A 26763-nucleotide genomic window follows, 5' to 3' on the forward strand; every position below is an offset into this window, starting at 1 on the left:
CTGCAGGAAGTGGCTCTTTTTTTGTTACCACTCTGTGTTCTATTATTTTCTTCTGGTGCTAGAATGATTAAACAGTAAACGTACGGACAGAAAAATTAGAAGGAGGCGTATACCATGAAAGCCGCAAATGCTTTTTGCAGGGTGCTTGTGTTCACGCTTTTCCTGCTGCTTTCAGCTGCGTTTTTGAGTCCACATCCAGGTCCCATCAGTCTGCCAACTGCGCAGAATCCGCTTATCGTAGAAGCTTCGGAAGTAAAGATCACTACAGCAAATCTTAATATGAGAACAGGTCCGGGTACAGGCTATGCAGTTATCACTGTGATTCAGAAAGGTTCACAAGTCACGGTGAATGGATATTCCGGAGATTGGGCCAAGGTCACCTACAGCGGTAAAAACGGATATGCTCACAGCAGTTATCTGAAAAACGAATCCAGCACTGTGCGATATACCACGGCGAATCTCAATATGAGGACAGGTCCAGGCACATCCTATGCAGTGATTCTGGTCATCCCCAAAGGAGCAGAGGTCATAGTCACCGATACGAGCAGCACATGGTACAAGGTGAGCTATGCAGGAAAGAGCGGCTACGCCAGTTCCAGTTATCTCACTGCCACTGCAACCTCATCCGCTGAGCTTCCTGTACGATATACCACGGCAGATCTGAACCTGAGAACAGGGCCTGGAACCTCCTATTCCATCATTCTCACCATGCCGAAGGGATCAAAGGTATCCGTACTGGATACGAAATATGCCTGGCCGAAAGTAAGATACGGAACCCGGGAAGGTTATGCCAGCCCATCCTATCTGTCCACCACACCACCGGGTGAAACGGCTACAGGAGCACCTGCGGCGGCCATTCGCAAGGGCAACGTGAGCTCCTCCACGAAAAGAATCGCACTGACCTTCGACGATTACGGAAGCGCAGCCCAGATCCGTTCGATACTTTCATCCCTGAAGAGCTATGGCGCAAAAGCGACCTTCTTTCCCAACGGTGATTTTGTAAAGAATAATCCTTCCCTGATCAGAGAAATCACGGCTGGAGGGCATTCCGTGGAAAGTCATACCTATGCCCACAAAGATCTGACCACCCTAAGTGATGCCCAGATAAGAGAACAGATCCGTCTGGCGAAAAATGCCATCTACAGTGTGACAGGGAAATATCCGTCGATGGTGAGACCGCCCTACGGCGCCTATGATACAAGAACCAGAACCATTGCAGGTGAAGAAGGGGTGAGATACTTTGTTCTGTGGTCCGTGGATACCAGTGACTGGGCCACGGTGCGTGACGGAGTGACCATCACCACGGATTACGTCATCAATACGGCCGTGAATAATGCGTCGCAGAACGGAATCATCCTGATGCACATGCATTCCAGTAAGACGGTTTCGGGTCTTCCCACCATATTGAAGCGTCTGAGAGATGCAGGATATCAGTTTGTCACGGTGAATGAGATGGTCAACTAAAGGTCAGGGTACGCCTGTGCTCTCCTTCGGGAGAAGAACATCAGAAATAAACAGGTACTGGAAGAGATGCTCTCTGGCGTCATCTTCTGGTACCTGTTACGATATTCAGCTAGTTGAATACAGCAAAATCAACATCCAGCAGGGGATAGGTTCTGCTCTTGTCATCAAAGTGCCACCATTCGCTGGGAAGACCTTTGAAGCCCGACTCCTCCATGATTCGGGTCAGATACAGCATGTTTTCTCTCGCTTTTTCACTGCTGCCCTGATAGTTTCTGGAAGCCTTCTCCGAAAAATCATCATAGTCTGTAGGCATCTCCAGTACATTTCCCTGGAAATCCTCCAGGGTGACGTCTACGGAAGCGCCTCTGTTGTGGATGGAGCCTTTGGAAGGGTCTGCCACGTATCTCGGGTCTGGAACCAGATTCCAGAAAATATCCTGGACCGATCTGGGTCTGTATCCGTCCCAGATCCGGATCCGGTAGCCGTCTTTTTCGAAGCGCTCATTGGCGATTTTCAGCTTGAGGGCCGTCTCCAGGGCGAGCAGGGCAGGTGCGTCTTCCGGATAGACTCTCTGACCGGTGAAGTTGTCGTCTGTGGCATACTTCAGGTCTATGGAAAGAGAGGCGTCGATGTCCATTACCCTCACAAGACCTTTGTAGACGAAGAGTTCTCTCTTTTCTTTTTCGCTTCTGAGCGCTGCGGAAAGTTTCAGGTTCTCCTCTTTCAGGGTCAGGCTTTGCTTTTCCTTCTCCTTCAGTGTTTCATTCAGCTCGCTGACTGTATTCTCCAGCTGCTTCTTTTCCGTACTTAGTTTTTCGTTTTCTGAGGTGAGCACCTTCAGCTTCTCACCAAGCTCTTCATGAGACGTCTGAAGGTATTCCAGTTTCTTCTCCGCAGAGGAAGAAGACCTGTTTTCCTTCAGGATCACTGCAGCTGCGGCAACAAGAAGAATCAGCAGAAGGGTAGCGATGATATAGGGTACTCTGCTGGTTCTGTTCGTATTTTTCAACTCAAATCATCTCCTTCGAGGTTCTCTATTAAGTATGATACGACTCTGTAGTATTATATGAGGCTGGACTATTCAATAAATATATTATTTTTTTCTGAACACTATTGCTATAGGATACTGTTATTTGGTATAATTTCTAATTGTTGCAATATATTTTGCTTGAGGGGTGAAAACACCTATACATTTCTGGATGTTCTATTAACATTTAAAGATATCTATAGTATAATAGTAACTGACAGAGTGATTTGATTAAACATATAGTAGCAAATAGAAACTATAAAAAGGAGACAAAACGATGAAGAACAAGAACGAAAAGACAAAAATATTATTCACCATGCCTGTTGAACTGAAGGAAGAGCTTTCCAAGGAAGCGGAAGCGGATTTCAGATCACTGAACAACTATATTCTCTGGGTGCTTCTGAACAGAAACGAAAAGAAGTAGAATAGATAAGAATGGATTGAGGGAAGAAATTCTCCTCAATCCGTTTTTATTTGCTGTGAATGGAGCGTTTCATGAATCCCTGAAATCTCCTTATATTTGCCTTAATATTAGGACTGATTTAAGTTTATGGCTTATACTTAAGGGAGTGAAAGTGTCTGGAGGCTGTAAAACAAATGAAAATAGACTGGAATTCCAAATATAACACCATCGCTGCCTATGCATTCATCGTTCTGTCCTCGGTGATTCTGTTCTTCATCATCCTGTCCGGACTGAATGGGTTCACCAGAGCGGTGGGAAACTACATATCTGTGCTCTATCCCTTCCTGTATGGATTTGTCATCGCATACATTCTCAACTTCTTCATGACCTTTGTGGAGAAGCAGATGAACAGGACAGCCATGAAGGATGAAAAATATGACAGGTTGAGAAAAGTCGTGGCTTTGATTTTCTCCTACATCATCGCCATCGCATTCATCGGGCTGTTCTTTGCAGTGATTCTGCCTCAGCTCATTTTAAGCATCACAGGTCTTGTGATGGAGCTGCCCCGATACATCGGGGACATCAGTGAGTACATCAACGAATTCACGGAAATCTACACCTTTGATCCCAGAGTGGTGGACTTCATCAATACCAGATGGAATGAGCTGGGAGAATCCATCAACAATCTGGCTGTGGGACTGCTGCCTGCAACCATAGGCTTTATAAGAAATACGGCCACGTCCATCTGGAATGTATTCCTGGGGATCATCATTTCACTGTATATGCTTTCAGACAAGAAGAAGTTCATTTCCACAGGGAAGAAGATGATCTATGGACTCCTGAAACCTTCTGCGGCCAGAAGATTTCTGGAGCTTCTGGGCAGAACCCAGAAAATCTTCAGCCAGTTTCTGGTGGGAAAGGTCCTGGATTCCATCATCGTGGGTATCATCGCATTTCTAGGACTCAGTCTCTTTAAGATGCCCTATGTTCCCCTGATCAGTTTCATCATCACCGTGACGAACATCATACCCTTCTTCGGGCCGTTTATCGGAGCGATTCCGTCGGTGATCATCATATTCTTCGTCTCACCCATCAAAGCGGTCTGGTTCCTTGTGTTCATCCTGCTTCTTCAGCAGCTGGATGGGAATGTCATCGGACCGAAGATCCTGGGTGAATCCATGGGGATCTCCTCTTTCTGGATTCTGTTTGCCATTCTTGTGGCAGGCAAGATCATGGGGGTCACCGGACTGATTGTAGGTGTGCCTCTCTTTGTCCTTGTCTACTCGGTGGTCAAGGAGATCATCGAATCCAGACTGAAACAGAAAGGTCTGCCGGAAGAGACGAAAGCCTATGAGAAGGAAGGATATGTGGAGCCTCTGGAAACACCGCAGGAAAACGGATAGATAGAAAAAAGATCACTTCGGGAAACAGCTGAAGTGATCTTTTCATATAGGACATCATCCGAGTGGTATCCTTATGGTCATTTTCTCTATCTGCAGGTTCCCTGTCGCCTTTCAATGACCATAAGACCAGAAGTCCTATGACTCTCATAGTCAATTCATGTTGACAAGTGCCAGATGTAATTATAGAATCAGATATGCTGAATCTATCCAGGGAGGGATATGCATGAAAAGCTACATGGTGAAGAAAACCTTTAATAACAATGCAGTGCTTGTGACATCAGAGCAGATGGAGTATATCCTCATCGGGAAAGGCATCGGATTCAACAAGAAAAAAGGCTCCATCATCTTCGAGTCTAATCTCATCGAAAATGTCTTCATCCATGTGGATGAGACCAACCGAAAGCAGTACGAGCATCTGCTGGAAAATGTCGATGAAGAGATCTTCAAAGTGGTGGAGGAGATCATTCAGATGGCGGAGAAAGAGCTGGGAGAGAAGCTTCATACGGATATTCATTTCGGTCTCATCGATCACATCAATTTTTCGCTGAACAGAATCAGAGAAGGCGTGGAAATCGTGAATCCTTTTCTGCTGGAAACCCGTATGCTGTATAAGCGGGAATACGCCATTGCGGAAAAAGCCGTGGAGATCCTGAAGAAACGCATGGATATAGAGATGCCGGAGAGTGAAATCGGCTTTATCACCTTTCATATCCATGGCGGCAGAATGGGCGGACGAAAAGGGGATTCTCTTCAATACGTGAAAGCCATCAATAAGGTGATTCCCTATATTGAAGACAAGCTGGGACTGACGCTGGAGGAGAATTCCTTCGACAGTGTAAGACTGGTGTCGCATCTTCGAGGACTTATTGAACGCTGCACCAGGGAAGAGACCATCGAGAATCTTCTTCTGGAGAGGATGAAGAAGGATTTTCCTTTCGAGTATAAAATTTCTGAAAATATTGCCTTGATTTTGAAGAAGAATATTGGTATAGTGGTTCCAGAAAATGAAATCGGGTACATCGCCCTTCATCTTTACAAATTAAATCACACAAAACTGCATTAACGTGTAACTGATTCGATCAGGCATGAGTTTATACTGAAGGACAAGCTCCATCCAATAAGGATGGCGGTCTTTTCTTTGAGTATGAATTCATGCCTTTTATATTGCCCGATTTCAGAAAAAATTGTAGGAGGAACAATCCATGTCTAAAAAATCCAGTAAATCCGGGGGATTCTTTGCAGTCCTTCAGAAAGTCGGAAAGTCCCTTATGCTTCCTGTATCTGTGCTTCCAGCAGCAGGTCTTATGGTTGCTCTGTCCCGTATCATCGAACAGCTTGTAGGTGTTGAGGCTCTGGCTGAGAGTCCCGTACTGAGCGTGTTTGTCGATGTCCTGTTCAGCGGAGGTCTCATCGTGTTTGAGAATCTGCCCCTGATTTTTGCCGTTGGCGTGGCCATCGGATTCACTGCCGGTGAGGCGGTATCCGGTCTTGCTGCCGTGGTAGGATATGTGGTGCTGATTAAAGTGCTGGACATCATGTCCATTGCCCAGAACCTGACAGACCCCATCAACATGGGTGTATTCAGCGGTATCATCATCGGTATCATTGCAGCAAAGATCTACATGAGATTCTATAAGACCAAGCTGCATCCGGTGCTCGGATTCTTCGAAGGAAAGAGACTGGTCCCCATCATCATGGTGGTGGTTTCCATTCTTCTTGGTGTAGCCCTAGGATTCATCTGGCCTCCGATTCAGGATGGAATCAACAGCTTAGGACAGATGGCCATCGACGCGGAAATCTTCGGATTCAGACTGGGTGGAGCCATCTACGCTTTCGGTAACAGAGCGCTGATTCCAACAGGACTTCACCATGTGTTCAAGACTCCGTTCACCACACAGTTCGGAACCTTTACAGCAGCAGACGGTCAGGTCTATGTGGGTGAAATCGCAAGATTCTTTGCGGGAGACCCCACAGCAGGAGCCATCACTGCGGCGGAATACCCGCTGAAGATTTTCGGACTGCCAGCGGCAGCTCTTGCCATCTATTTAAGAGCCCTTCCTAAGAACAAGAAAGCCATTGGTGGTGTCATGCTTACAGCTGCGCTTACCTCCATCATCACAGGAATCACTGAGCCCATCGAGTTCGCATTCATGTTTGTGGCGCCCATCCTGTACGTGGCGCATATTTCTCTGGCCTTTGTGGGGGGAATGCTGATGAATCTCTTCCAGGTGAGACTGACAGAGACCTTCACCTCCTCTCTCATTGACTATATCGTAAGTATCTCCACAGGAAATGCAGGAAATCCATGGGCGCTTCTGCCAGTGGGAATCGTCATCGGACTTGCTTACTTCTTCGCCTTCTACTATCTCATCAGGAGATTCGACCTGAAGACACCAGGAAGAGATGAAGAAGAAAGGGATAAGGCATCCGTACCGGTCACCGAGAAAGCATTGGAAGTTCTGAAGGCTCTTGGAAACACTGAGAACATCAAAGCCATCGATGCCTGCATCACAAGACTGAGACTGGAAGTCTACGACACGAAGAAAGTGGATAAGAAGAGACTGAAGGATCTGGGTTCACCAGGGGTCATGGAAGTGGGCAGCACAGGAATACAGGTCATCTTCGGAACAGCTGCGGAAGGCCTGAAAGATGAAATCAAGGCCATCATGGAAAATCCTGCGGAAGTCATGGTGGTGGAATCTGCTGCGGTTTCAGAGTCAGCAGTGGAGAGAACAGGGAAGGAAACCATCATGACCTCTCCGATGAAGGGAAAGCTTCTGGATCTTACGGAAGTACCAGATGCCCTCTTTGCTGAAAAGATGATCGGAGATGGATTTGCGGTAGAGCCTCAGGAAGGGTATGTGGTCTCTCCTGTGGCTGGCGAAATCGCTCATATCTTCGAAACCAATCATGCTCTTGCCATCATTACAGATTCCGGTCTGGAAGTGCTGCTGCACATCGGAATCGACACCGTGAAGATGGAAGGCAGAGGATTCACAAGACTGGCTGAAATCGGACAGAAGGTGGAAAACGGAACACCGCTCATGAAGTTCGATCTGGAACTGGTCAGAAAAGAAGCCAAATCCAGCATCACGGAAGTGGTCGTGACCAATATGGACATGGTGAAGGAGATGAAGATCATCGCCTCCGGTGATGTGACGCCTTCCGATGATGTGCTGATTGTAAGATAGAAAGCTCCTATTCCCAATGAATCAGGTCGCTGCCGTAGAAGGTTGTGGCCTGATTTTTCTATGGGAAGGAAGCGGATTAGGAGTATAATTAATTAGGAAAGAATGATAAGGTGATGAAACAATGAAAATGACATTGAAACTTTGAAGTGATGAATGCTTCTTAAGCTTAGGAAAGGAAAGGATCAGATTGGATATCAGAAAAATAACACTTTTAAGCGATGTGGATGGAACACTTCTGTCCAGTGACGGGAAAGTATCCGTGAAGAACAGGGAGGCCATCCGAAGCTTCATTGAAGCAGGAGGCCACTTCGGCATCGCTACGGGCAGAGGACATATCAATGTGCTGGGCTTCATAGAAGGGGTTGCGATCAACGCACCCTCCATTCTCTATAACGGCTCCATGCTCTATGACTTCACTGAAAAAGAAGTTCTGAGCAGTGAGGCGCTGCCCGTGACAAAGCTTTCTGAAGCCATCAGATGGATTCAGAAAGCCTATCCGGGCATCATGATACACATCTATACGCCGGATACCTGTCATCTGGTTTCAGAGGAGGTGCATGCGGATGAGAAGATTCTTTCCGATCATCAGCCGGCTGTGTTTTCAAAGCTGGAGGAAGCCCTTCAAGAGCCATGGATCAAGGTTCTTCTGGCAGGGGAGAACAGTGAGCTCAAAGAAATCGAAAAGAGACTGGAATCAGAGCTAGAAGGCGAGATGAGATGGGTCTATTCCGCCGACATCTATCTAGAAATCCTTCCTCTGGGCGTTTCCAAAGCATCCATGCTGAAGAGACTGAAGGAGATACATGGAGAAGACCATCACATCATCGCGGCAGGTGATTTCTACAACGATCTGGAAATGATCAAGGCAGCTGACTATGGCATTGCCATGGGCAATGCACCGGATGAAATCAAGGAAGCGGCAGACGGAATTGCGGTCTCCAATGATGAGGATGGAATCGCATGGATCATTGAGGCTATCCTCAGCGACGAGCTGGAGGAGCGTGCCGGGAAATAATTGGGACAGGGAGCGTTCAGCCTTCTTTTTAGAAGGGTGGAACGCTCTTTTTCTATTCGATTATGAAAAAGTTATGAAGCTGTTCAGCAAACTTTTCCATAATATTCTTCCAGTGTTCAATATCTGGTCATTCTGAGTTTGAAAATTGCCATTACAATGGCTGTAATACTGAAACACGGAAGATACAGGAGGTAAGTAATTATCATGAAACGAATAGCTGGTATATTCAGCAAAGAAACTCAAGCGCTGAGAGCCATAGAGCGATTAAGAACCGATGGATATCGTGACGATGAAATATCCGTAATCACCAGTGACAAGGAGAATTATGATCGCCTCTCCAGAGTGGTAGGGGACGATGTGATGAGCAGTACGGATATCAAGGCAGAAAATGCAGGAGAAAAGGCGGCATCAGGCAGTGTCATCGGCGGAATCGGAGGATTCCTGCTGGGACTGGGTGCCATGGCCGTTCCAGGCGCAGGACCAGTTCTTGCGGCGGGACCCATTGCGGGAGCCATAACAGGAGCCGTAGCAGGTGGAACCATCGGCGGTGTGGCAGGTCTTCTGACCGATTATGGTATTCCTGAAGAGGAAGCAAGGCAATATGAAGAACGCATCACCGAAGGAGACATCATGATTCTTGTGGACGATGATGAGGAGAGAAGAGAAGCGGTCTATGACAACTTCTATGAGAACGAAAGCTATATCCGGGACGGATACAGAAAGGGAGATCCGGGGCTCAATCTGGATGAAGACAAGGTGGACTTAAATGATCCACTGAATGATCCTAGAAGATTACTTTAACAAGGGATGAAGAAAGATGTTCATACAATAGAGGGAGAAAGCCACGTAGCTTTCTCTCTTTAAGCTAGAAAGCAGATGCAAAAAAGTTGCATCTGCTTTCGTTAAGTGTTACCGGGAATCCAGATTTTTACTCAGGTTTATTCGTATGGGGATTTGAAGAGGAGAACATGGAGACTTAATTCTTGTTAGGAGCCTTTGGGCTGTATTCTTCTCACAATCACTTGATAGGATCATAATTCACATTTAGGGGGGCAGTTCTGGGTTTGTAAATTAAATCAAAAGGAAAATTATATGGCCTAAAGCGTTTTGAGGAAGACTGCAAGAAACTGCTCGTAAAGATTTACATTCAAGGTAAGCATTGGGCTAATAGATTATCTTAAGAATGCGATGCATCTGGGCCTAATTCTTAAGGAGTAAAGGGAAAATGCAAGACAATTCTGAAAGTTAAGCTGTTAATAAGTCTTTGAAGTTACAATTTACATATAAAACAATGTTAGAACATTAGAGTAGCTGCCATTAGAATTGGCATCAATATTTAAAGGCTTAATATCAAATGATTTCATGCATTTTTTTACAATGAAACAAGTTGAATATAAATCACTAAATAGCACTTAATAAGGGAAAGTAGTCCAGCTATTGAATAAAATCTATGTAAGTTGATTTTCGTCTGCTAAAGGTTTGTCGTTCCATTGACCGGTAATCCGCTCCAATTCAGAAGAAAAAATAAAGAAAGGTGTAGAGATGCTAGAACTTAAAAATATAAGAAAATTTTATCGTACAAAAGATTTTGTCCAGAATGCCTTAAATAAAGTTTCCGTTTCATTTAGAGATAATGAGTTTGTTTCAATATTAGGAGCTTCGGGGTCTGGTAAAACCACTATGTTAAATATTATTGGAGGACTTGACCGCTACGATGAAGGTGACGTAATCATTGAAGGCATTTCTACTAAGAAATATAAGTCTGCTGATTGGGATGCATATCGAAACAGTCGTGTCGGCTTTATTTTTCAAAGTTACAACCTCATTCCCCATCAAACCGCTTTAGCAAACGTTGAGCTAGCTCTGAGATTAAGTGGGGTATCGGCAAATGAACGGAAAAAACGGGCCATTGAAGCATTGGAAGAAGTGGGTCTAGGCGATCATATCCACAAGCGACCGACACAGTTATCTGGTGGACAAATGCAAAGAGTGGCCATCGCACGAGCCTTGATCAATGACCCGGAAATCATACTAGCAGATGAACCCACAGGTGCACTAGATAGTACAACCGCTGACCAGGTGATGGACCTATTAGTTGAAATTGCAAAAGATAGACTCATCATCATGGTCACCCATAACTCAGAGCTAGCAGATAAGTATACTAATCGTATTATCCAGCTTAAAGATGGGATGATTATTGGCGATACAAATCCTCATACAATTAAGACTAAGGATGCATCCATAGTGGCTAAAGCCAAAAAGACGAAAATGTCCTTTTTAACAGCGGTTTCACTTTCTGTTAGCAACTTGCTGACAAAAAAAGGTCGAACAATTATCACAGCTGTCGCAGGCTCCATCGGAATTATTGGAATAGCCTCCATACTCGCTTTAGCCAGTGGTATCAATAATTATATTGATAGCGTCGAAGAAGAAACAATGAGCGCTTTCCCTCTAAGTATCGACTCTTCAGGGATTGATATCACAAGTTTTTTAGGTGGCGAAGGAAATGCTGACGAAAATACGACAGAAGTACCTTCAGAAACCATTCCAGAGCCTGCTAAAGATGAGCAAACCCAAGAAGCTGAAAGACCAGTAGATGAAGTTCCCATTTTAAATACGGTGACGTCACTTTTTTCTTTTCAAAATAAAAATGATTTAAGAAGCTTTAAAGAACATTTAGAAACAAATCAAAGCGAAATTGATCCCTACGTTAAAAACATTCAATATAAATATGGGATCACACCCCAGATTTATTTAGAGAATGAAGCTGATGCTGTTCGACAAGTAAACCCTGATACAGTTTTTTCTCAATTTAATTTTGGTAGTCCAGCTGGACTGGATTTAATCTCAGGAGCAGCTGATTTTGGGAGGCAAAACTTTAACGAACTCCCTGGTGATATTTCACTATTTGAAGACCAATACGATGTCCTTGAAGGCAAATGGGCCACAAAAATCAATGAAATCGTGGTTGTCTTAACAGATAGCGGTTCACTCACTGATACAACCATGTACGCATTAGGTCTCAAAAATCGAGAAGATTTGAAAAATTTGTTTGAGAATTTCGCAAATGACGAAGATATCGAAGTGGAAGAAGATAAGAAAGATAAAATTAATTTTCAGGAAATAATGGATGTGACCTTTAAATTAGTGAATCCAGCTGAAAAGTACACTTACGATGAAAGTTTTGACCTTTGGGTTGATCGGTCAGAGGATAAAAAATATATGGATGCTGTGATTGAATCTGCCTTGGAATTAGAGGTTGTTGGAATCGTAAGAGCTAATCCGGATACGAATAACCCTGTCCTCTCTTCAGGACTCTACTATTCTTCTGAACTAACTCAATATTTAATTACAGAAGCTGCACGCTATGATATCGTGCAGCAACAGATAGAAGACGAAGAATTAAATGTCTTTACTGGGAAACGTTTCGATGATGAAGAAGAATTCGTTCCTAGTGAACTCTTCAACTTAGAAGATTTCATTACTGTGGATCAAGAAATGATTCAAAACGCCTTTAGCTTTGATCAGTCCGCACTTAATATTAACTTTTCTAATTTCAATATTAATGTGGATGTGTCGGACTTACCTGCTTTAGAATTAGATGTGCTTGCTGAGAGTATTGCAACACAAGTTAATATACCTGTAGAAGAGATCCAAGTCATTTTAGTCTCAGTACTCCAAGACTTTGTAGCGACTCAAAATGAACAACAGGTTACAGAACTCGGGGACTGGGTTGCTAACTTTGAAGTTTACATTCAAAGTGAAGAAGTACAAGCTCAACTAATCCAAGACTTCGAAAAGGTGAACAGCGATGCAAATATTACGCAAACCTTGGTTGATATTGTACAGAATTACTTTACAACTTACATCAGTACCAGCTTCAATCAATTAATCGGCAAGGTGCAAGCTGATGTTACTAGACAGTTCCAAAGAGAAATCGGGAACTTAGCTGGCAATATTCAAAATGCTGTGAATTTTGATACCAATGCATTGACAGATGCTTTCCAATTTAACATTGAGGAAGATGAATTGTTTAATCTGATTAGTAGTTTTGGCCAACGGGAACAAATTAGCCGAAATTCGAACTTAAATCTCTTAGGTTATCGTGATTTGGATGATCCTACTTCAATTAATTTATATCCAAAAGATTTTACCACCAAAGAAAGTGTAGTGAAATTCATCGAGGACTATAATACAGAAAAGATTAATGCAGGCGAAGTGGATAAAGTTGTTAATTATACTGACTTAATCTCTGCAATCTTGTCTTCAGTGACAACGATTATTGATACGATTTCATATGCTCTTGTGGCCTTTGTTGCAATATCACTGGTGGTTTCATCCATTATGATTGGTGTAATTACTTATGTATCCGTACTTGAGCGAATCAAAGAAATTGGAATTTTACGAGCAATTGGCGCAAGTAAAAAAGATATTCGACGGGTATTTAATGCCGAGACGTTAATCATTGGTTTTGCTGCTGGCACCTTTGGGATTTTAGTCACTTATGGAATCAGCATTATTGCAAATATTATCGTCTATAATCGATTTAATATTACAAACATCGCAAATTTAGAACCTACAGCAGTAGGAGTATTAATTGGTATTAGCATGTTCTTAGCCTTTATTTCAGGTTTAATTCCTTCTTCATCGGCTGCTAATAAAGATCCAGTAGAAGCTTTGAGAAGTGAATAATTGCACAATGAAATACGAACCGAAAAGACTCTATACTCATATTATAAAGTGCTAAATAACCTCTCATGCTGCTATTTACTATAGCCAATATGAGAGGGTTTCCCTAGCGACACAACATCAGATGAAAATTGCTCCTTTTTAGCGATATGAATAATTATGCTTTTGCTAGGTTAAGCCGAATGTGATTATTGAATAAAGCCAAAGGGCTTTACTACTTCAAGAAAACTGTAAAGAAGTAAAAGGAGGGTGAATCCAGGATACAGAAAAGGAGATTCTGGCATGAATCTGGATGATGACAAGGTGGATCCCAATGATCCGCTCAATGACCCCAAAAGGCGACTTTAGAATAAGGGATTATGAAGGATGATCAGACATAAGATGGGTAGTCCATCAGAGAGGGAAAAAACTATGTAGCTTTCTCTCTTTAATATAGAAAGCCGATGCAATTTTTTGCATCGGCTTTCGTATAGTCTAGTTACATTATTTTTTCTTTTTCAGTTCCCTCATGATCAGAGCGGAGAATCCAATCAGATACGCAGCAAAAGGTATGAATCCTACAAGGACACCCTTGGTTTGTTTCTTCAATTTATTCACCTCTTGAAATCATCATAGCCCAATGAGATAAAAACCAGATTAAATCTCTTGAACGCAGGAATCGGATCATTAAGATCTATGCAGACCTATTCAACAAATAGTGTGGTACCGATAAAGAGCGGAAGGTAGCTTTCCTTATCCACGATGAGATACAGGAAAGGTCTGTCGAGATAGACGCTCTTGGGCTCTTCTATGGCGGCGGATTCTTCCGATACTTCCACCACGGTGGCGGCGCCGGCTTTGGTTCCCTTCTCATCCACTTCGATTTTGGTCTTATGGATGACTCTGCTGATATATAGATTGCCCTCTGCCGTGCCCAGGTCTTTAAGATCGGCCTTTTGCTCATCAAAGGCGTCCACCATGCCCATGCTCTTCAGGATATCGGACATTTCCACAGAGTACTCTGTGGTGAATTTTGGCATCATGGTTTTCACTTCAACATTTTCCGCATTCTTTATGAGGCTCTGCAGCTTTTCGCCTGTGAGACCTGCAATATAGGCAGAAAGATGAAGATCTTCTGGTGGCAGCATGGCCACAAAGGCATACTGCCCGCCGGCGTAGTCTTTGATGAAGCCTTTGGCGCCGTCATCCTCGATATAAAGATGCTCTTCGGAATACATCATATCCGCTCTCTGGATGGTGCCGTCATCGGCAGTGAAGATGTCTTCTCGGATACTGCTTTCGTTGTAGATGGTCTGCCATTCTGCATCAAAGGAAAGGGCGTTGATGAGATACATGACGGCTTCGGCTGGAATCTGATCCAGAATATCTACGATCATTCCGTCGGTTTCCTTTTCCACCCAGTCATTGATGGCTTTCAGTGTGCTTTCATCGAAGGGAGATCTGTAGACCCCTGCTTCATAGTAGTTGGCGTTGGTCTGGAGAAACTCCTTGTTCACTTCGATTCTTCCACCTTCTCTGAACCAGATGGAGTTCGCCATGCTGACCTTCAGTTTGTCTTCGTCAGGAAGGTTCCTCATATAGAGGTTCATGAGCTGGTTGATCTTCTCTCTGGGCAGCCCGAAGACCGCCTCCATTTCTGCCAAGGTGTTCTCCCTGGCGCCGTTTGCCGTCATGCCCAAAGCTGAAAGGGCGGATACGGGAGAAATCAGGGTGTTCTGGCAGAGAAGATTCATCTTGAAAAGTTCCAGTGAAAAATCCATGGCAGCGATGTTGTCTTCTTCGATATAGGCATCAATGGTCTCGGCGGACCCCGGTCTGATGTCCTTCATGAGATCATCTCCAGCTGCGGAAGCCTTCTGGCTGCATCCGGTGAAAGTGAAGACCATTATGCCAAGGAGCAGTGTCGTCAGGATTGGTATCAGTCTCTTCTTTTTCATTTTTATCCCCCTCGATTCTCTGGTTGTTCCTGTACCTTCGGGCAGAAAGGCTATTCTGATAATACCCCTAGGGTGTATGGAAATCATTTAAGCATTGTACCCCAAAATAAAAGTGAATTCAATAGCTGCTGTTCAATAGATAAAATGGTGCTGATGAAAATCGATGCTCCTATGACAGAAGCACGGATCTTTTTACTTTATTCCATCGTACTATCATTTTTCTAATGGATGGTTACAATAATGAGACTTTACTTTCGGATAAGGGAAATGTCTCTGCGCATTTTCGTGCGGGCTCCTGCATGAAATGATATGATGGAAGTATATCATGGGCTTTTATGCTCATTTATGATTGAATTAAATGCAAATATTTTATGAAAACGTATTGACTTCTCATAAACGAGTATATATAATGCAATTAATGAGCATAATCGTTCAAGATTAGTTATAAATGAGCAAAATATTATAAAAAGGATGATTGATTATGTTTGCAGAAGAAAGACAAAGAAAAATTATCGAGATGATGGAGGAAAGTTCAAGCCTGAAAGTGGCAGAACTGGCAGCACATTTTGACGTATCAGAGTCCACCATCAGAAGGGATTTACAGGAACTGGAAGAACATCAGATTCTCAAGAGAACCCATGGAGGAGCAGTCAGTATACAGAAGAGAGGGTTTGAGCCTACATTCAAGGAGAAGAAAGAGGAATTCTCTCATGAAAAGAAGAGGATCGGTGAACTGGCGGCGGAGCTTGTAGAAGACGGCTACAGCGTGATCCTTGATACCGGAACCACCACACTGGAGATCGCCAAGAGAATCCGAAACAAGAAGATCACAGTGATCACGAATTCTCTGGATATCGCAGAAGAACTCAGTGAAGTGGAAAACATCGAACTGATCATGACGGGTGGAACCCTTCGAGGAAACACCAGAGCCATGGTAGGGTACCTTACAGAAAACACACTGAAGAATTTCAGGGCTGACATCGCCTTCATCGGGGCCAATGGAATCACCGGAAAAGACGGAGCCACCACACCGAATCATGTGGAAGCCATGACGAAGCGGGCCATGATCGCTTCTGCCAACAGAGTGTATCTGGTTGCAGATACATCCAAGTTCGGAAATGTGAGCTTTGCAGTCATCACACCGGTAAATCAGATAACTGGAATCATCACAGCTGGTGAGATGAATGAAGAGACAGCACTCGTAGAGAAGAATAAAGAGATTGAAATCGTAAAATAGGAGGCGTTTCCATGATCATCACAGTAACACTGAATCCTGCCATGGATAAGACCATGGTGATTGATGGAATAGAGATCGGGGAAGTCAATCGAGCCGATTCCATAAGAAATGACATCGGAGGAAAGGGCATCAATGTATCGAAAGTGCTGAAGTCCTTCGGAACAGATACGCTGGCCACCGGATTTCTTGGGGGCATGATAGAAGAACCGTTCCGTAAGGAACTGAATCGTATGGGTATTAAAGACCAGTTCATTTCCATTCAGGGAAATACAAGAACCAACATCAAGCTTGTAGACCGGAAGAATGAAACCAATACAGACATCAATGAACCTGGTCCGCTCATCAGCGGTGGGGAAATTGAAAAGTTCATCGGTTTCTATAAGGAGACGGTGAAGAAAGGGGATATAGTTGTTCTCGCAGGTGGTCTTCCGCCTAATATTTCTCAGGACCTCTATGGAAGACTGACCAGAATGGCAAAAGATAAGGGTGCCCTTGTGGTCATCGATGCGGAAGGCGAACCCCTGAAGCATGCACTTGTCGAGCTACCTGATATGATCAAACCCAATGAGAAGGAGCTTGCATCCTATCTAGGAAAAGCAGTTCTGACGGAAGAGGAGATCGTGCAGGCTGCCCGGTCCCTGGTGGAAAAGGGTATCCAGAAAGTGCTGGTATCAAGAGGGGAAAAAGGAAGTATATTCGCCACAGAAAGGTCCGTCTTTATGGGTATAGGGCTTGAGGTAGAGGTGAAGAGCACGGTTGGTGCTGGAGATTCCATGGTTGCTGCACTGGTCTTTGCGGAGAAGGAGAAGCTTAGTGATTCTGAAACCCTAGCCCTTGCCCAGGCCACTGGAGCTGCTGCAGTAGCGACAGAAGGAACAGAGGCCTGTACAAGAGAAGATGTGGAAAGATACCTGGCCGATGCCAGAGAGAAAATAAAGGAGGTAAGATAATGACGACCAAGGATATGTTTTCAAGAGAAAGAGTCACGTTCAACTTAAAATCAGAGTCTAAGAAAGAGGTGATCGATGAGCTCATCGATATTCTTATTGCCGACGGTAAAGTAAACGACAAAGAAGCTTTCAGAGCAGCTGTTCTTCATAGAGAAGAAGAGTTCTCAACAGGAATCGGTATGGGCATCGCGATCCCTCACGGAAAGAGCGATGCTGTCAATGAGGCATCCATTGTGTTCGGAAGAAGCGATGCCGGCATTGATTATGAAAGTATGGATGATCTTCCTGCGCACCTATTTTTCCTCATTGCGGTCCCAATGGAGTCCAGCGACCTGCATCTGCGTGCCTTGAGTGAGATTTCAAGAAATCTCATGCACAAGGAAATGAGAGACCAGCTCATGAGCTGCCAGACCTATGAAGAGTTTATCAACGCATTTAAATAAGTGAACAAAAATAAACGATAAAGGAGCAGATTCTATGAAAATTATTGCTGTTACGTCTTGTCCAACAGGCATTGCGCATACCTATATGGCAGCTGAAGCCCTTCAGATCGCTGCCAAGGAAATGGGACATGAAATGAAAGTGGAAACCCAGGGTTCTGTAGGTGCGGAAAATGTGATCACGGAAGCGGATCTCCAGTCCGCTGATGCGGTGATTCTAGCCATCGATACCAACATCGACAAGTCAAGATTCCAGGGAATTCCAGTGGTGGAGGCATCTGTGAAGGATGCCATCAAGGATGCGAAAGGTCTCATTACTAAAGCGCTGGCAGCCAAGCCCGTTTCTGCCAGAGTGGACTATGCAGAGGAGATGAACGGAAACGGAGGCAAAAGCAAGAGCGGAATCTACAAGCATCTCATGACCGGCGTTTCCTTCATGATCCCATTTGTGGTCGCAGGAGGACTGCTCATCGCTTTCTCCTTCGCTTTCGGTATCCATGCGGCGGATGAAGAAGGAACTTTAGCTGCAGCGCTCATGACCATTGGTGGTTCCGCTTTCGGTCTTATGGTTCCGATTCTAGCCGGATATATCGCCTACTCCATAGCGGACCGACCTGGTATTGTTCCTGGTATGGTTGGGGGAATCATCGCCAATTCACTGGGAACCGGATTTTTAGGTGGACTCATTGCTGGTTTCCTGGCTGGATATGTCATTCTTGCAATCAGAAAAGTCATCAAGCTGCCCAAATCCTTTGAAGGACTCATGCCTGTACTTATACTACCTGTCATTTCCACACTGGTTGTCGGACTTATTCTGATCTTTGTTCTGGGTGGCCCTGTGAAATCCATCAATGATGCGATGCTTGCATGGCTCGATGGCATGAGTGGTGCCAATGCAGTAGTCCTAGGTGGAATTCTGGGAATCATGATGGCTGCTGATATGGGTGGACCGATCAACAAAGCGGCTTACACCTTTGGTGCAGCGACCATCGCGCAGGGAGAACCTTCGGGAGTCATGGCTGCGGTTATGGCAGCTGGTATGGTTCCACCACTGGCCATTGCACTCTCCACTGTACTGGCGAAAAACAAGTATACGCTGGAAGAAAGAGAAGCCGGTAAGGCGAACTGGGCACTGGGTGCTTCGTTCATCACAGAAGGAGCGATTCCTTTTGCGGCGGCGGATCCGCTGAGAGTCATTCCATCCATGATGGTGGGTTCAGCGGTTGCTGGTGCACTGTCCATGCTCTTTGGCGCAACCCTTGCAGTGCCTCATGGAGGAATCTTCGTTCTGCCGATCCCCAATGCGGTAGGCAATCTACCCATGTACATTCTCGCGATTGTGGTGGGCTCTGCAGTGGGTGGACTCATGCTGACAGCACTGAAGAAGAAAAAAGCATAGATCGTATCATCAATGAAGAACTGCATCTGAAGAGATGCGGTTCTTTTTCCATGGAGTAGAGATGATGAAGTGAAATCATAGGAGAGCATTTCCGTATTGTTATTGGAAAAATAATAAATTGGAGAAGAAAAATATATATCTCATGAGTACTATGAAAGTACAGATAGAGAAAGGAGATGGAACGCATGGGTATGTATATCCGAAGCGAAGGAACAGAGTACTCCGTAAGGTTTGTCAGGGTCTATCATTTCATCGGTATTTTTCTGATTCTACTCATCGCCGGACCACTTCATTTCGCCTATGAATGGTCGGGTGAGAATTTTTTCGTCAGCCTGGTGGCTCCTGTCAATGAAAGCATCTGGGAGCATCTGAAAATGGTCTACTGGCCTACACTCTTGTGGTGGGTTCTGGGATACGCATTGTTCAGGAGAAGAAGCAGGCTTTCCGGTATGCGCTGGGGACAGTCCATGGCTGTCAGCATCATTTTCGGGATGCTGGTCATCGTGCTCTGGTATTACACCTGGGCGGGAGCCTTCGCCATTGAAGCTTCCTGGATCAATTTCTCGTCCATGGTCAGTGTCGTCATCGGACAGCTACTGGCGATCCATGTCTATCGGGTGGCAAAGCCCAGATGGGTCTACTTTGTGCCTGGGATGATCATTGTGGTCAGTCTGGCATTCATGTCGGGGTTCTTCACCTATTATCCTCCGGCTCTGCCGATGTTTGTGTCGCCTTATTAAGTCTGAGACAATCTCCAGAGGTATTGAATAAGAGAAGTAGATCTCCTGGAGCAGCCCGTCATGAGGCTGAGGTGGGGGATCAGTTATAAGCGGTCCAGGATTTTGCCTGGATAGATGATCCAGGGTTGATTCTTAATTATCTCTTAATATTTTGATTATCAAAGTATACATCTGTATAATGGAGGTATTGAAAAATTGGAGGTAGGAAATTGAATATATTAAATCATCTACGCATCGGAAACCTGGTCGCTAAATGGCCGATCATTCAGGGAGGGATGGGGATTGGCATATCTTTGTCTGCTCTTGCAGGAGCTGTAGCAAAAGAGGGCGGCATCGGAATCATTTCAGGTGTGCAGATCGGATATAGAGAAGCGGATTTTCAGAAGAACAATCTGGAAGCGAATAAAAGAGCATTAAGGGAAGAAATCCGAAAAGCGAGGGAGATTGCGCCGGAAGGGATCATCGGCGTCAATCTGCTGGCGGCCATGACAACCTATGACGAACTGATCCGCACCGCCATCGAGGAGGGCATCGATCTTATCGTGACAGGAGCAGGACTTCCTCTTGATCTTCCTAAAATGGTGGAAGGCACAGAAACGAAAATCGCACCAGTGGTCTCCTCCGGAAAAGCCGCAAGACTGATTTCCAAAGTCTATGACAAGAAGTTCGGTATTCCTGCGGACATGTTCATAGTGGAAGGTCCTCTGGCAGGGGGACATCTGGGCTTCAAGAAAGAGGTCATGGAAAGTGAAAGCTATATGGACCTGGAGGACATCCTGAAGGAAGTGCTGGAGGCAATCCGGCCCTTCGAGGAAAAGTATGAGGTGAAGATCCCGGTGGTCGTTGCCGGCGGAATCTTTGATGGGAAGGACATTGCGCATTATCTTCAGCTGGGTGCGTCAGGAGTGCAGATGGGCACCCGATTTGTCGCCACGGAGGAATGCAATGCGGACCTTGATTTCAAAATGTCCTATGTCCATGCCAGGGCGGAGGACATCAGGCTAGTGAAAAGTCCTGTGGGCATGCCTGGAAGAGCCATCAGTAATTCCTTCACAGAGAAAATGGATGCGGGGAACATTCCCGTGAAGAGATGCTACAACTGCCTGATTCCCTGCGATCCGAGAACGACTCCATACTGCATCTCTGATGCGCTCATCCATTCGGCGGAGGGGACAGAAGGCCTGATCTTTGCAGGGGCCAATGCCTTTAGAGTCAATGAGATCATCTCTGTCAAGGAGCTTATGAGAAAACTCATTGAAGAAACCAGAGATCATATGGATTCATGTAATTAGATTGGAGATCAGAGCTGATTCAGAACGAATGAACCAGATAATAAGGAGCATCAGGAAGACTTCTCAAAGTTTTCCTGATGCTCCTTTAGCATACATGATATATGGATTTCATACTATTTATCGGTTTCCAGGACAAGTCCGTTCTCATAGAGCTGCGTCACATTGTAAGGATAGGTGTTCTCCTGGTGGAGATGCCCGAAATACCAGTGGGTATACTCGGTTTTGTCCATGACCTCCTGAAGAAAGAGATTCAGTTTCAGCTCGGGTGCATGATTGGGGAAGATCATGTTCATGATTTTTTCCGGGGCAGCATGGGTAATGATGTAGTCCACCTGGAAATCATGCGCTTTGAGGTTCTTTCTGGCTTCCTCGAAATCCTCCTCGGACGGAATCTCTTCTTTCCACCAGGAAACCCCTTCTTTCCGAAGGAACTTATCGATGCTGTAGCCTCCACCCATGGTGAAGAAAGTGCGGTTTTCGATGGTGAAGACCTGGCCCCTCATGAGATGGAGGATGTTTTTTCTGATCCGATGGATTTTTCCTCCATGCCACATTTCTATGGGATAACTGTTTAAGACATCGAAATTCTCATGGTTTCCGTCTATGAAGAGGATGGTGAAGGGGAGGTGCTCCAGGTAATTGAGATTCTCCTCCTCAGCCTTGTTCATTCTGAAAAGAAATCCGAAATCACCCGCAACCAGAAAACAGTCCGCTTCCTTAAGTTTACCGATCATGGGTGTTTTTTCCTTTGTAAATCGTTCAATATTGCCATGTACATCACCGGTGATATAGATCATATAGACCTCCTTCGGCTATCAGAGAGCCTTTGAGAAAGTAATCTGACAAAAAATACCTGAATCTGTGTTTCTTGCATCACTGGAAATCCTGTTCATGGTAGTTCAGGAGTCGTTTATTCCTGTAGATGAACAGTGATTGGATGATCATGAGCATTCCTGTAACGGCTAAAATGCTTTCTATTGAAACCACTTCAGCCAGTGGTCCATATAGAAGCATGCCTAGAGGCATCATCATGGATGATGCACTGATCAGGCTGAAGACTCTGCCCAGTTTGTCCTCGGGAACATTCTCCTGAAGGAGCGTGACTATCGGTGTATTGAAATAGGGAATAACCAGTCCGACGAATACCATTGAGGAAATATACAGGAAGAACTGGTTTGTCAGTCCCATAAAAAGTGTAAGAAGCCCGAGAACAGTCAGCGAAACGGAGAAGGTCCGGACTTTATTATGAAATCCCTGCCAGATCGCAATGAGGAAACCACCGAGAATGGTACCGCCAAAGAATGATACTTCATTTAGCGTGAGCCTCCAGTATTCCTCTCCATAGCTTCTTGCGACAAGAAGAGGGGTAAGCATGGCCACCGGGGCGACAAGAAAACTGAGGATAAGCTGAGCAAGGATGAGTGATGCGATAAAACTGTTTCCGATGGCATAGCTGATTCCGTTTTTGAGATCGGATAAATAGTTTTGTTTCTCTTCGGATAAAGCCTGCTTGTGTGTCGGGACTTTAAGAATAAGAAGAAGTACTACTGCAGATAATGCGGTAGCGACGTCGATGAAAAATATTGCGGGAAGGTCTGAGTAGGTCAGAAGAAGTGCACTTAAGGCAGGAGAAAGAAGCATCATGATGGACTGTACACTGGAGTTTATGCCGTTCACCTTCATGAGCTTTTCTTTTGGGACGATTTGTGGAAGCATGGCGGATACTGCTGGTGTCTGGATCCCCGCTCCGATGGATCGAATGAACGAAACGATGAACAGCGCCTCAATTCCTCTGTATCCTGAGAGGAAGATCATAGCCAGTATGAAGGTTGAAGTTGCGATTCCAAGGTCCGACAGTATAATCAGTCTCTTTCGATCATATCGGTCTGCCCATACACCCGCAAAGATCGATATGATGAGCTGAGGCATGAATCCGAATAGAGTCGACAGCGTGAGCATAATGCCTGAATTTGTCGTCAGCGTTATATACCACATGATGGCGTACTGGACCAGAGACGAACCAAAAAGCGAAACGGCCTGACTGGAAAGAAATACTACAGTGTCTCTTTTCCAATGCGGAGGAAGGGGTTCTATCTTTTCTGGTATCTGATCTGTTTCTTTAACCATATAGATTACCTCAATTGTGTTTACTGGTTTCATTATACTTAATGCAGGAAATCAGATTGTAAATAAATGATGAATAATCATTACACTAAGTATCAGGTCCAGACGTCCGTAAAAGTGTAGGAGGCGTCCTGGCCAACGTATCCTTCTATTGGGTGGTCTTTGAGGCAGGAGATCAGGAACATCGGTGATAGTCAGGAGCAGAAGGGGCTTTATTGCTCAGTGCGCTGACGGGGCACTAGGATTATTTTGATGCTGCGATGAATGAAACAAACGGTGCTGATACAGATGTTGCGATGGAGTATGTTGATATTGTATAATGAGGAATAGTTTTATTGCCGGGGCAACTGGTGTTCAATCAGCTAACAGACTATCAGAATTATGAAGCATTATCTTTATAGTCGTTTTAATGTAGTATTATGGAATTCTAATAGCGAAGATTGTCTGCATTTGGAGGACCTAAGATAAAATCCTGTGATAGCTGGAGTGGCTTCTGCAAACAGCTCAATATCGTTGTTGCGAAATGCACTTAGACTTAAGTGATCAAACTATCAATATAATATAAAGGAGAAAATCATGATTAAAGTTTGCGAACATTGTTCAAACATAAATATCGAACAATTAAAGAAAGCCGTTGGTGAAGATATTGTTCAAGTAGGTTGCATAGATAAATGTGCTGCATATGAAACTGAAGCATATGGTTATGTTGATGAGGAACTTGTTGTTGAAAACAACACAGAAGAGTGGATCAAAAAAGTCTCAAATAATATACGTAGGTAACAAAACTGCTGCAGCAAATCATTCTTGAAATTGGCCGAAGCGATGGACCGCAATCACGATAAGAACCTGCCGGTCGTTCTATTCGGTCAATGACCAGATGAGAATTCAAAAAACCCTCTCAAAGTATTATCATTATATAATACTTTGAGAGGGTTTTTTCTATCCATGTAACCATGGGAAAATGCTATATGGTACCCTCAGCGGGAATAATATATCACATATATATGCATTTTGGATAATGGGAATAATGGGACTAAAGCCTTGCAAACCAATGTGAACAGAGATTTATTATATCTTGATGCATAATGATAAAATAGGGCATAATTGAATAAAAGTGTGATGTAAAGTGTGATGTAAATTGAAAGTTGAGACACAATTCATGTGCTAAATATTAAAAGAGAGACCGTCGCAACAGTCTCCCTTAAGTGGGTTCCGAGGAAGCACCACCGCAATTCAATTTAACAACACTATTTTATCATGAAAAATATTGCTTGTAAATGGTCATTGCTGCATTGCTTTAATGAGTTTTGACTTAGTATCAGTTCCTAGAATACTATTAAACACGTCAACTGGGACTGCTTTTCTTAATTTTTCAACTTCAATTTGAAATTGTCTTAATACTTTTGTGATTTCAGATTTATGGAATTTCAATTTTTTGAGGATCAAGGCAGTAAGAATCATATAATCGGTGATTGTGCCAAATTGAACATTTTTACTATAATTTATCCCGCTCTCAATCTCCATAAAATTTTTGAATCTTCTTGAGGGGTTATTAGTCATAAATCTACAATCAAATATTGCGGAATTATGAGCAACTGCATTACGGAGATCTTTAAGCAAGAAAATGATATCCTCTGGGAGGCGGCTGCTATTATCTATTGATGTGTAATGTATATTCATATCCTTTGAATATTGTATCCTTGCATCTTTGTTCATTGTTTTTAGAAACATACCAAACTGTCCTAAAGTAATTATCTCGAAAATAGCCCATAATGGTACTGGTTTATCCTTATGGTGGTAATGCTCAATCATTCTCAATCCACTTTGGTATCTATCACTGATCGTTGAGTAGAGTGTGTTTCGTAAATCTAATCTCAATTTCAGTGTTTTTTTATATTCTTTATCTTTTGGAGTATATTTTTTGTAATCATCAAGTAGACACTCATAAACCTCAGAAAAATTCTCAGAGCATAGATTAATACATGTTTCTAACGCTCTGCTTTTGAAAGCGGTTTCTATATGCATCAGATGAGGATACAGGATGCTTTTTATGTTCATGTCAAAACTGTATATTGCTAAGATCTCATCAAAATTAGTATATGCTATTTGTTTACTTGGATTACCGATATATTTATAACCTTTGTATCCATGGTAATATCCAATATTCAGTAACTGGGTCTTCTGAGTGCTGCCTTGGATGCTTATACCTTTATTGTCTCTCATATATTTCATAAGTGCATTTACACTTTTTTTCTTAGTCCTATTGTTTGTGTTTTTCATCATCATCTTTCCTCATAAACAGATTATCAAGTAGATCAGCGGTTTTTGTTCTGGTCTTTGGCATTACTGAGGCATAGGTATCCATTGTAGTTTTTACTGATTTATGACCTAGTCTCTCAGATATTACTTTAATATTCTCTCCATTATTTAATAATATTGTAGCATGAGTATGTCTCAAATTGTAAGGAGGCATTTCTTTAATGAGCAGATCTTCAATCTCATCTGAGGGATAACCATCCTTGATGAGATTGACTTTTTGTTCTTTACGCAGTTTGTTCAGATATTTATTGAACATAGTCCGGAAAGTATCAGGAGAACTCATTGATCCGGATCTCTTAGTTATAACAAAATCATTACGCTTATTAAAGCTAGTCCTTAATTTATGATCAATTAAAGCATTTGTAAGTGCTTGAGGGATGGTGATTACTCTCTCAGATAACTCTGTTTTAAGTATATCAGTTAATACAAGTTCTTTTGATTCTTTATCGTTGATTACCTGAGCGTTTATTTCTATCAATCTATTATCTAGATCAATCTTTTTCCATTGTAATCCCATCAATTCAGCTGGTCTCATTCCTGTCATACTCATTATGTATACAGGGATATATAGCCAGTTGTTTTTTGTGTATTCCAGAAATGCTGTAAGCTCCTCAAATGTCCAGTATGAAATTTTATTTTTCTTTACAGACTCTTTTTCGATATCTGTAGGTAAATAGGAAATTAGCTGTAGTTTTATAGCGTATCTTAAAGCGTTTGAGAGTGTTTCCATGATTTTTTTCTTAGTTGAGGGTTTCAAGCCTTTTTCCGTGAGTTTATTGTAAAAATCCTGAACAACGGATGGTGTTAATTTATACAGAGGTACATGCCCCAATTCAGGGATTATATGATGATTCATTCTTGATTTGGTGTTATAGCTCGTGTTAATACTTTTTTTTGATCCAATATCCTCATACCACTTATGCATGAAGTCTCTAAGCAGCATCCTACTGTCTGTTACGCTGATTCCTTTTGATCTCAGTATCAATTGTTCAGATACCCATAATTCAGCCTCTTTTTTACTCTTAAATGTCTTAGATGGTCTAACGGGTTTACCATGGCCATCTTTACCTAAATATACAATTGCCTGTATTCCATATGCAGTTTCTCTGTATGTAGCCATGATCTCACCTAAC

At 43.5% G+C, this 26763-nt stretch carries 21 protein-coding genes; 15 read left to right on the forward strand and 6 right to left on the reverse strand.

Translation table 11 applies throughout. From position 1 onward, the window contains the following. Window positions 1-114 precede the first annotated feature (114 nt). The gene (locus tag J3A84_RS05140) at window positions 115-1464 is read left to right on the forward strand and encodes an SH3 domain-containing protein (RefSeq protein WP_207598938.1); all 1350 of its coding nucleotides are present in this window, start codon (window positions 115-117) and stop codon (window positions 1462-1464) included. A 109-nt stretch (window positions 1465-1573) separates the two neighbouring features. Here J3A84_RS05140 and J3A84_RS05145 read toward each other — a convergent pair whose 3' ends face one another. After that, complete coding sequence (locus J3A84_RS05145) at window positions 1574-2473, reverse strand: M15 family metallopeptidase (RefSeq protein WP_207598939.1); 900 nt, start codon at window positions 2471-2473, stop codon at window positions 1574-1576. A gap of 295 nt (window positions 2474-2768) precedes the next feature. Between J3A84_RS05145 and J3A84_RS05150 the strand changes: the two genes are divergently transcribed. From J3A84_RS05150 to J3A84_RS05180, 7 genes are all read left to right on the forward strand, one after another. Continuing rightward, on the forward strand, window positions 2769-2915 hold the full coding sequence (locus J3A84_RS05150) for a hypothetical protein (protein WP_207598940.1): 147 nt from the start codon (window positions 2769-2771) through the stop codon (window positions 2913-2915). Between the two features lie 173 nt (window positions 2916-3088). Further along, window positions 3089-4297: an AI-2E family transporter gene (locus J3A84_RS05155; RefSeq protein WP_207598941.1), complete on the forward strand. Its 1209-nt coding sequence runs from the start codon at window positions 3089-3091 to the stop codon at window positions 4295-4297. 223 nt (window positions 4298-4520) lie between these two features. Beyond that, window positions 4521-5360 carry a PRD domain-containing protein gene (locus tag J3A84_RS05160; protein WP_207598942.1) on the forward strand — a complete coding sequence of 280 codons (840 nt, stop codon included), beginning with the start codon at window positions 4521-4523 and terminating at the stop codon, window positions 5358-5360. 139 nt (window positions 5361-5499) lie between these two features. Further along, entirely contained in the window at window positions 5500-7488 is a 1989-nt protein-coding gene (locus J3A84_RS05165; RefSeq protein WP_207598943.1) for a PTS sugar transporter subunit IIABC, read from the forward strand. Between the two features lie 187 nt (window positions 7489-7675). After that, a complete protein-coding gene (locus J3A84_RS05170) occupies window positions 7676-8503 on the forward strand; it encodes a Cof-type HAD-IIB family hydrolase (RefSeq protein WP_207598944.1) in 828 nt (275 codons plus the stop codon). Between the two features lie 204 nt (window positions 8504-8707). Further along, entirely contained in the window at window positions 8708-9304 is a 597-nt protein-coding gene (locus J3A84_RS05175) for a general stress protein (RefSeq protein ID WP_207598945.1), read from the forward strand. 741 nt (window positions 9305-10045) lie between these two features. Next, window positions 10046-13195, forward strand: coding sequence for an ABC transporter ATP-binding protein/permease (locus J3A84_RS05180; protein WP_207598946.1), 3150 nt, complete (start codon window positions 10046-10048; stop codon window positions 13193-13195). Between the two features lie 680 nt (window positions 13196-13875). On the opposite strand, the gene J3A84_RS05185 is transcribed toward J3A84_RS05180, so the two are convergent. Beyond that, window positions 13876-15129: a serpin family protein gene (locus tag J3A84_RS05185; RefSeq protein WP_207598947.1), complete on the reverse strand. Its 1254-nt coding sequence runs from the start codon at window positions 15127-15129 to the stop codon at window positions 13876-13878. A 481-nt stretch (window positions 15130-15610) separates the two neighbouring features. Between J3A84_RS05185 and J3A84_RS05190 the strand changes: the two genes are divergently transcribed. From J3A84_RS05190 to J3A84_RS05215, 6 genes are all read left to right on the forward strand, one after another. Beyond that, window positions 15611-16366 carry a DeoR/GlpR family DNA-binding transcription regulator gene (locus J3A84_RS05190; RefSeq protein ID WP_207598948.1) on the forward strand — a complete coding sequence of 252 codons (756 nt, stop codon included), beginning with the start codon at window positions 15611-15613 and terminating at the stop codon, window positions 16364-16366. Window positions 16367-16377: 11 nt separating this feature from the next. After that, window positions 16378-17316, forward strand: coding sequence for a 1-phosphofructokinase (gene pfkB, locus J3A84_RS05195; RefSeq protein ID WP_207598949.1), 939 nt, complete (start codon window positions 16378-16380; stop codon window positions 17314-17316). Continuing rightward, window positions 17316-17759, forward strand: coding sequence for a PTS sugar transporter subunit IIA (locus J3A84_RS05200; RefSeq protein ID WP_207598950.1), 444 nt, complete (start codon window positions 17316-17318; stop codon window positions 17757-17759). Before pfkB ends, J3A84_RS05200 begins: the two co-directional genes overlap by 1 nt. A 34-nt stretch (window positions 17760-17793) precedes the next feature. Continuing rightward, on the forward strand, window positions 17794-19155 hold the full coding sequence (locus J3A84_RS05205; RefSeq protein WP_207598951.1) for a PTS fructose transporter subunit IIC: 1362 nt from the start codon (window positions 17794-17796) through the stop codon (window positions 19153-19155). A gap of 185 nt (window positions 19156-19340) precedes the next feature. Then, on the forward strand, window positions 19341-19895 hold the full coding sequence (locus J3A84_RS05210) for a DUF6512 family protein (RefSeq protein ID WP_207598952.1): 555 nt from the start codon (window positions 19341-19343) through the stop codon (window positions 19893-19895). 209 nt (window positions 19896-20104) lie between these two features. Further along, the gene (locus J3A84_RS05215; protein WP_281069617.1) at window positions 20105-21187 is read left to right on the forward strand and encodes an NAD(P)H-dependent flavin oxidoreductase; all 1083 of its coding nucleotides are present in this window, start codon (window positions 20105-20107) and stop codon (window positions 21185-21187) included. A gap of 113 nt (window positions 21188-21300) precedes the next feature. On the opposite strand, the gene J3A84_RS05220 is transcribed toward J3A84_RS05215, so the two are convergent. Then, on the reverse strand, window positions 21301-21984 hold the full coding sequence (locus tag J3A84_RS05220) for a metallophosphoesterase family protein (RefSeq protein WP_207598953.1): 684 nt from the start codon (window positions 21982-21984) through the stop codon (window positions 21301-21303). Window positions 21985-22060: 76 nt separating this feature from the next. Beyond that, entirely contained in the window at window positions 22061-23314 is a 1254-nt protein-coding gene (locus J3A84_RS05225; protein ID WP_207598954.1) for an MFS transporter, read from the reverse strand. A 573-nt stretch (window positions 23315-23887) separates the two neighbouring features. Here J3A84_RS05225 and J3A84_RS05230 point away from each other — a divergent pair. Beyond that, on the forward strand, window positions 23888-24091 hold the full coding sequence (locus tag J3A84_RS05230; RefSeq protein ID WP_207598955.1) for a DUF1450 domain-containing protein: 204 nt from the start codon (window positions 23888-23890) through the stop codon (window positions 24089-24091). Window positions 24092-24592: 501 nt separating this feature from the next. Here J3A84_RS05230 and J3A84_RS05235 read toward each other — a convergent pair. Both J3A84_RS05235 and J3A84_RS05240 read right to left on the reverse strand, forming a co-directional pair. Beyond that, on the reverse strand, window positions 24593-25594 hold the full coding sequence (locus J3A84_RS05235) for an Abi family protein (protein WP_207598956.1): 1002 nt from the start codon (window positions 25592-25594) through the stop codon (window positions 24593-24595). Then, on the reverse strand, window positions 25572-26750 hold the full coding sequence (locus J3A84_RS05240; protein WP_207598957.1) for a tyrosine-type recombinase/integrase: 1179 nt from the start codon (window positions 26748-26750) through the stop codon (window positions 25572-25574). The genes J3A84_RS05235 and J3A84_RS05240 overlap by 23 nt, the downstream gene beginning before the upstream one ends. Between the last annotated feature and the right edge of the window lie 13 nt (window positions 26751-26763).

Source organism: Proteiniclasticum aestuarii (assembly GCF_017368455.1).
In the GTDB taxonomy this organism is placed as follows: domain Bacteria; phylum Bacillota; class Clostridia; order Clostridiales; family Clostridiaceae; genus Proteiniclasticum; species Proteiniclasticum aestuarii.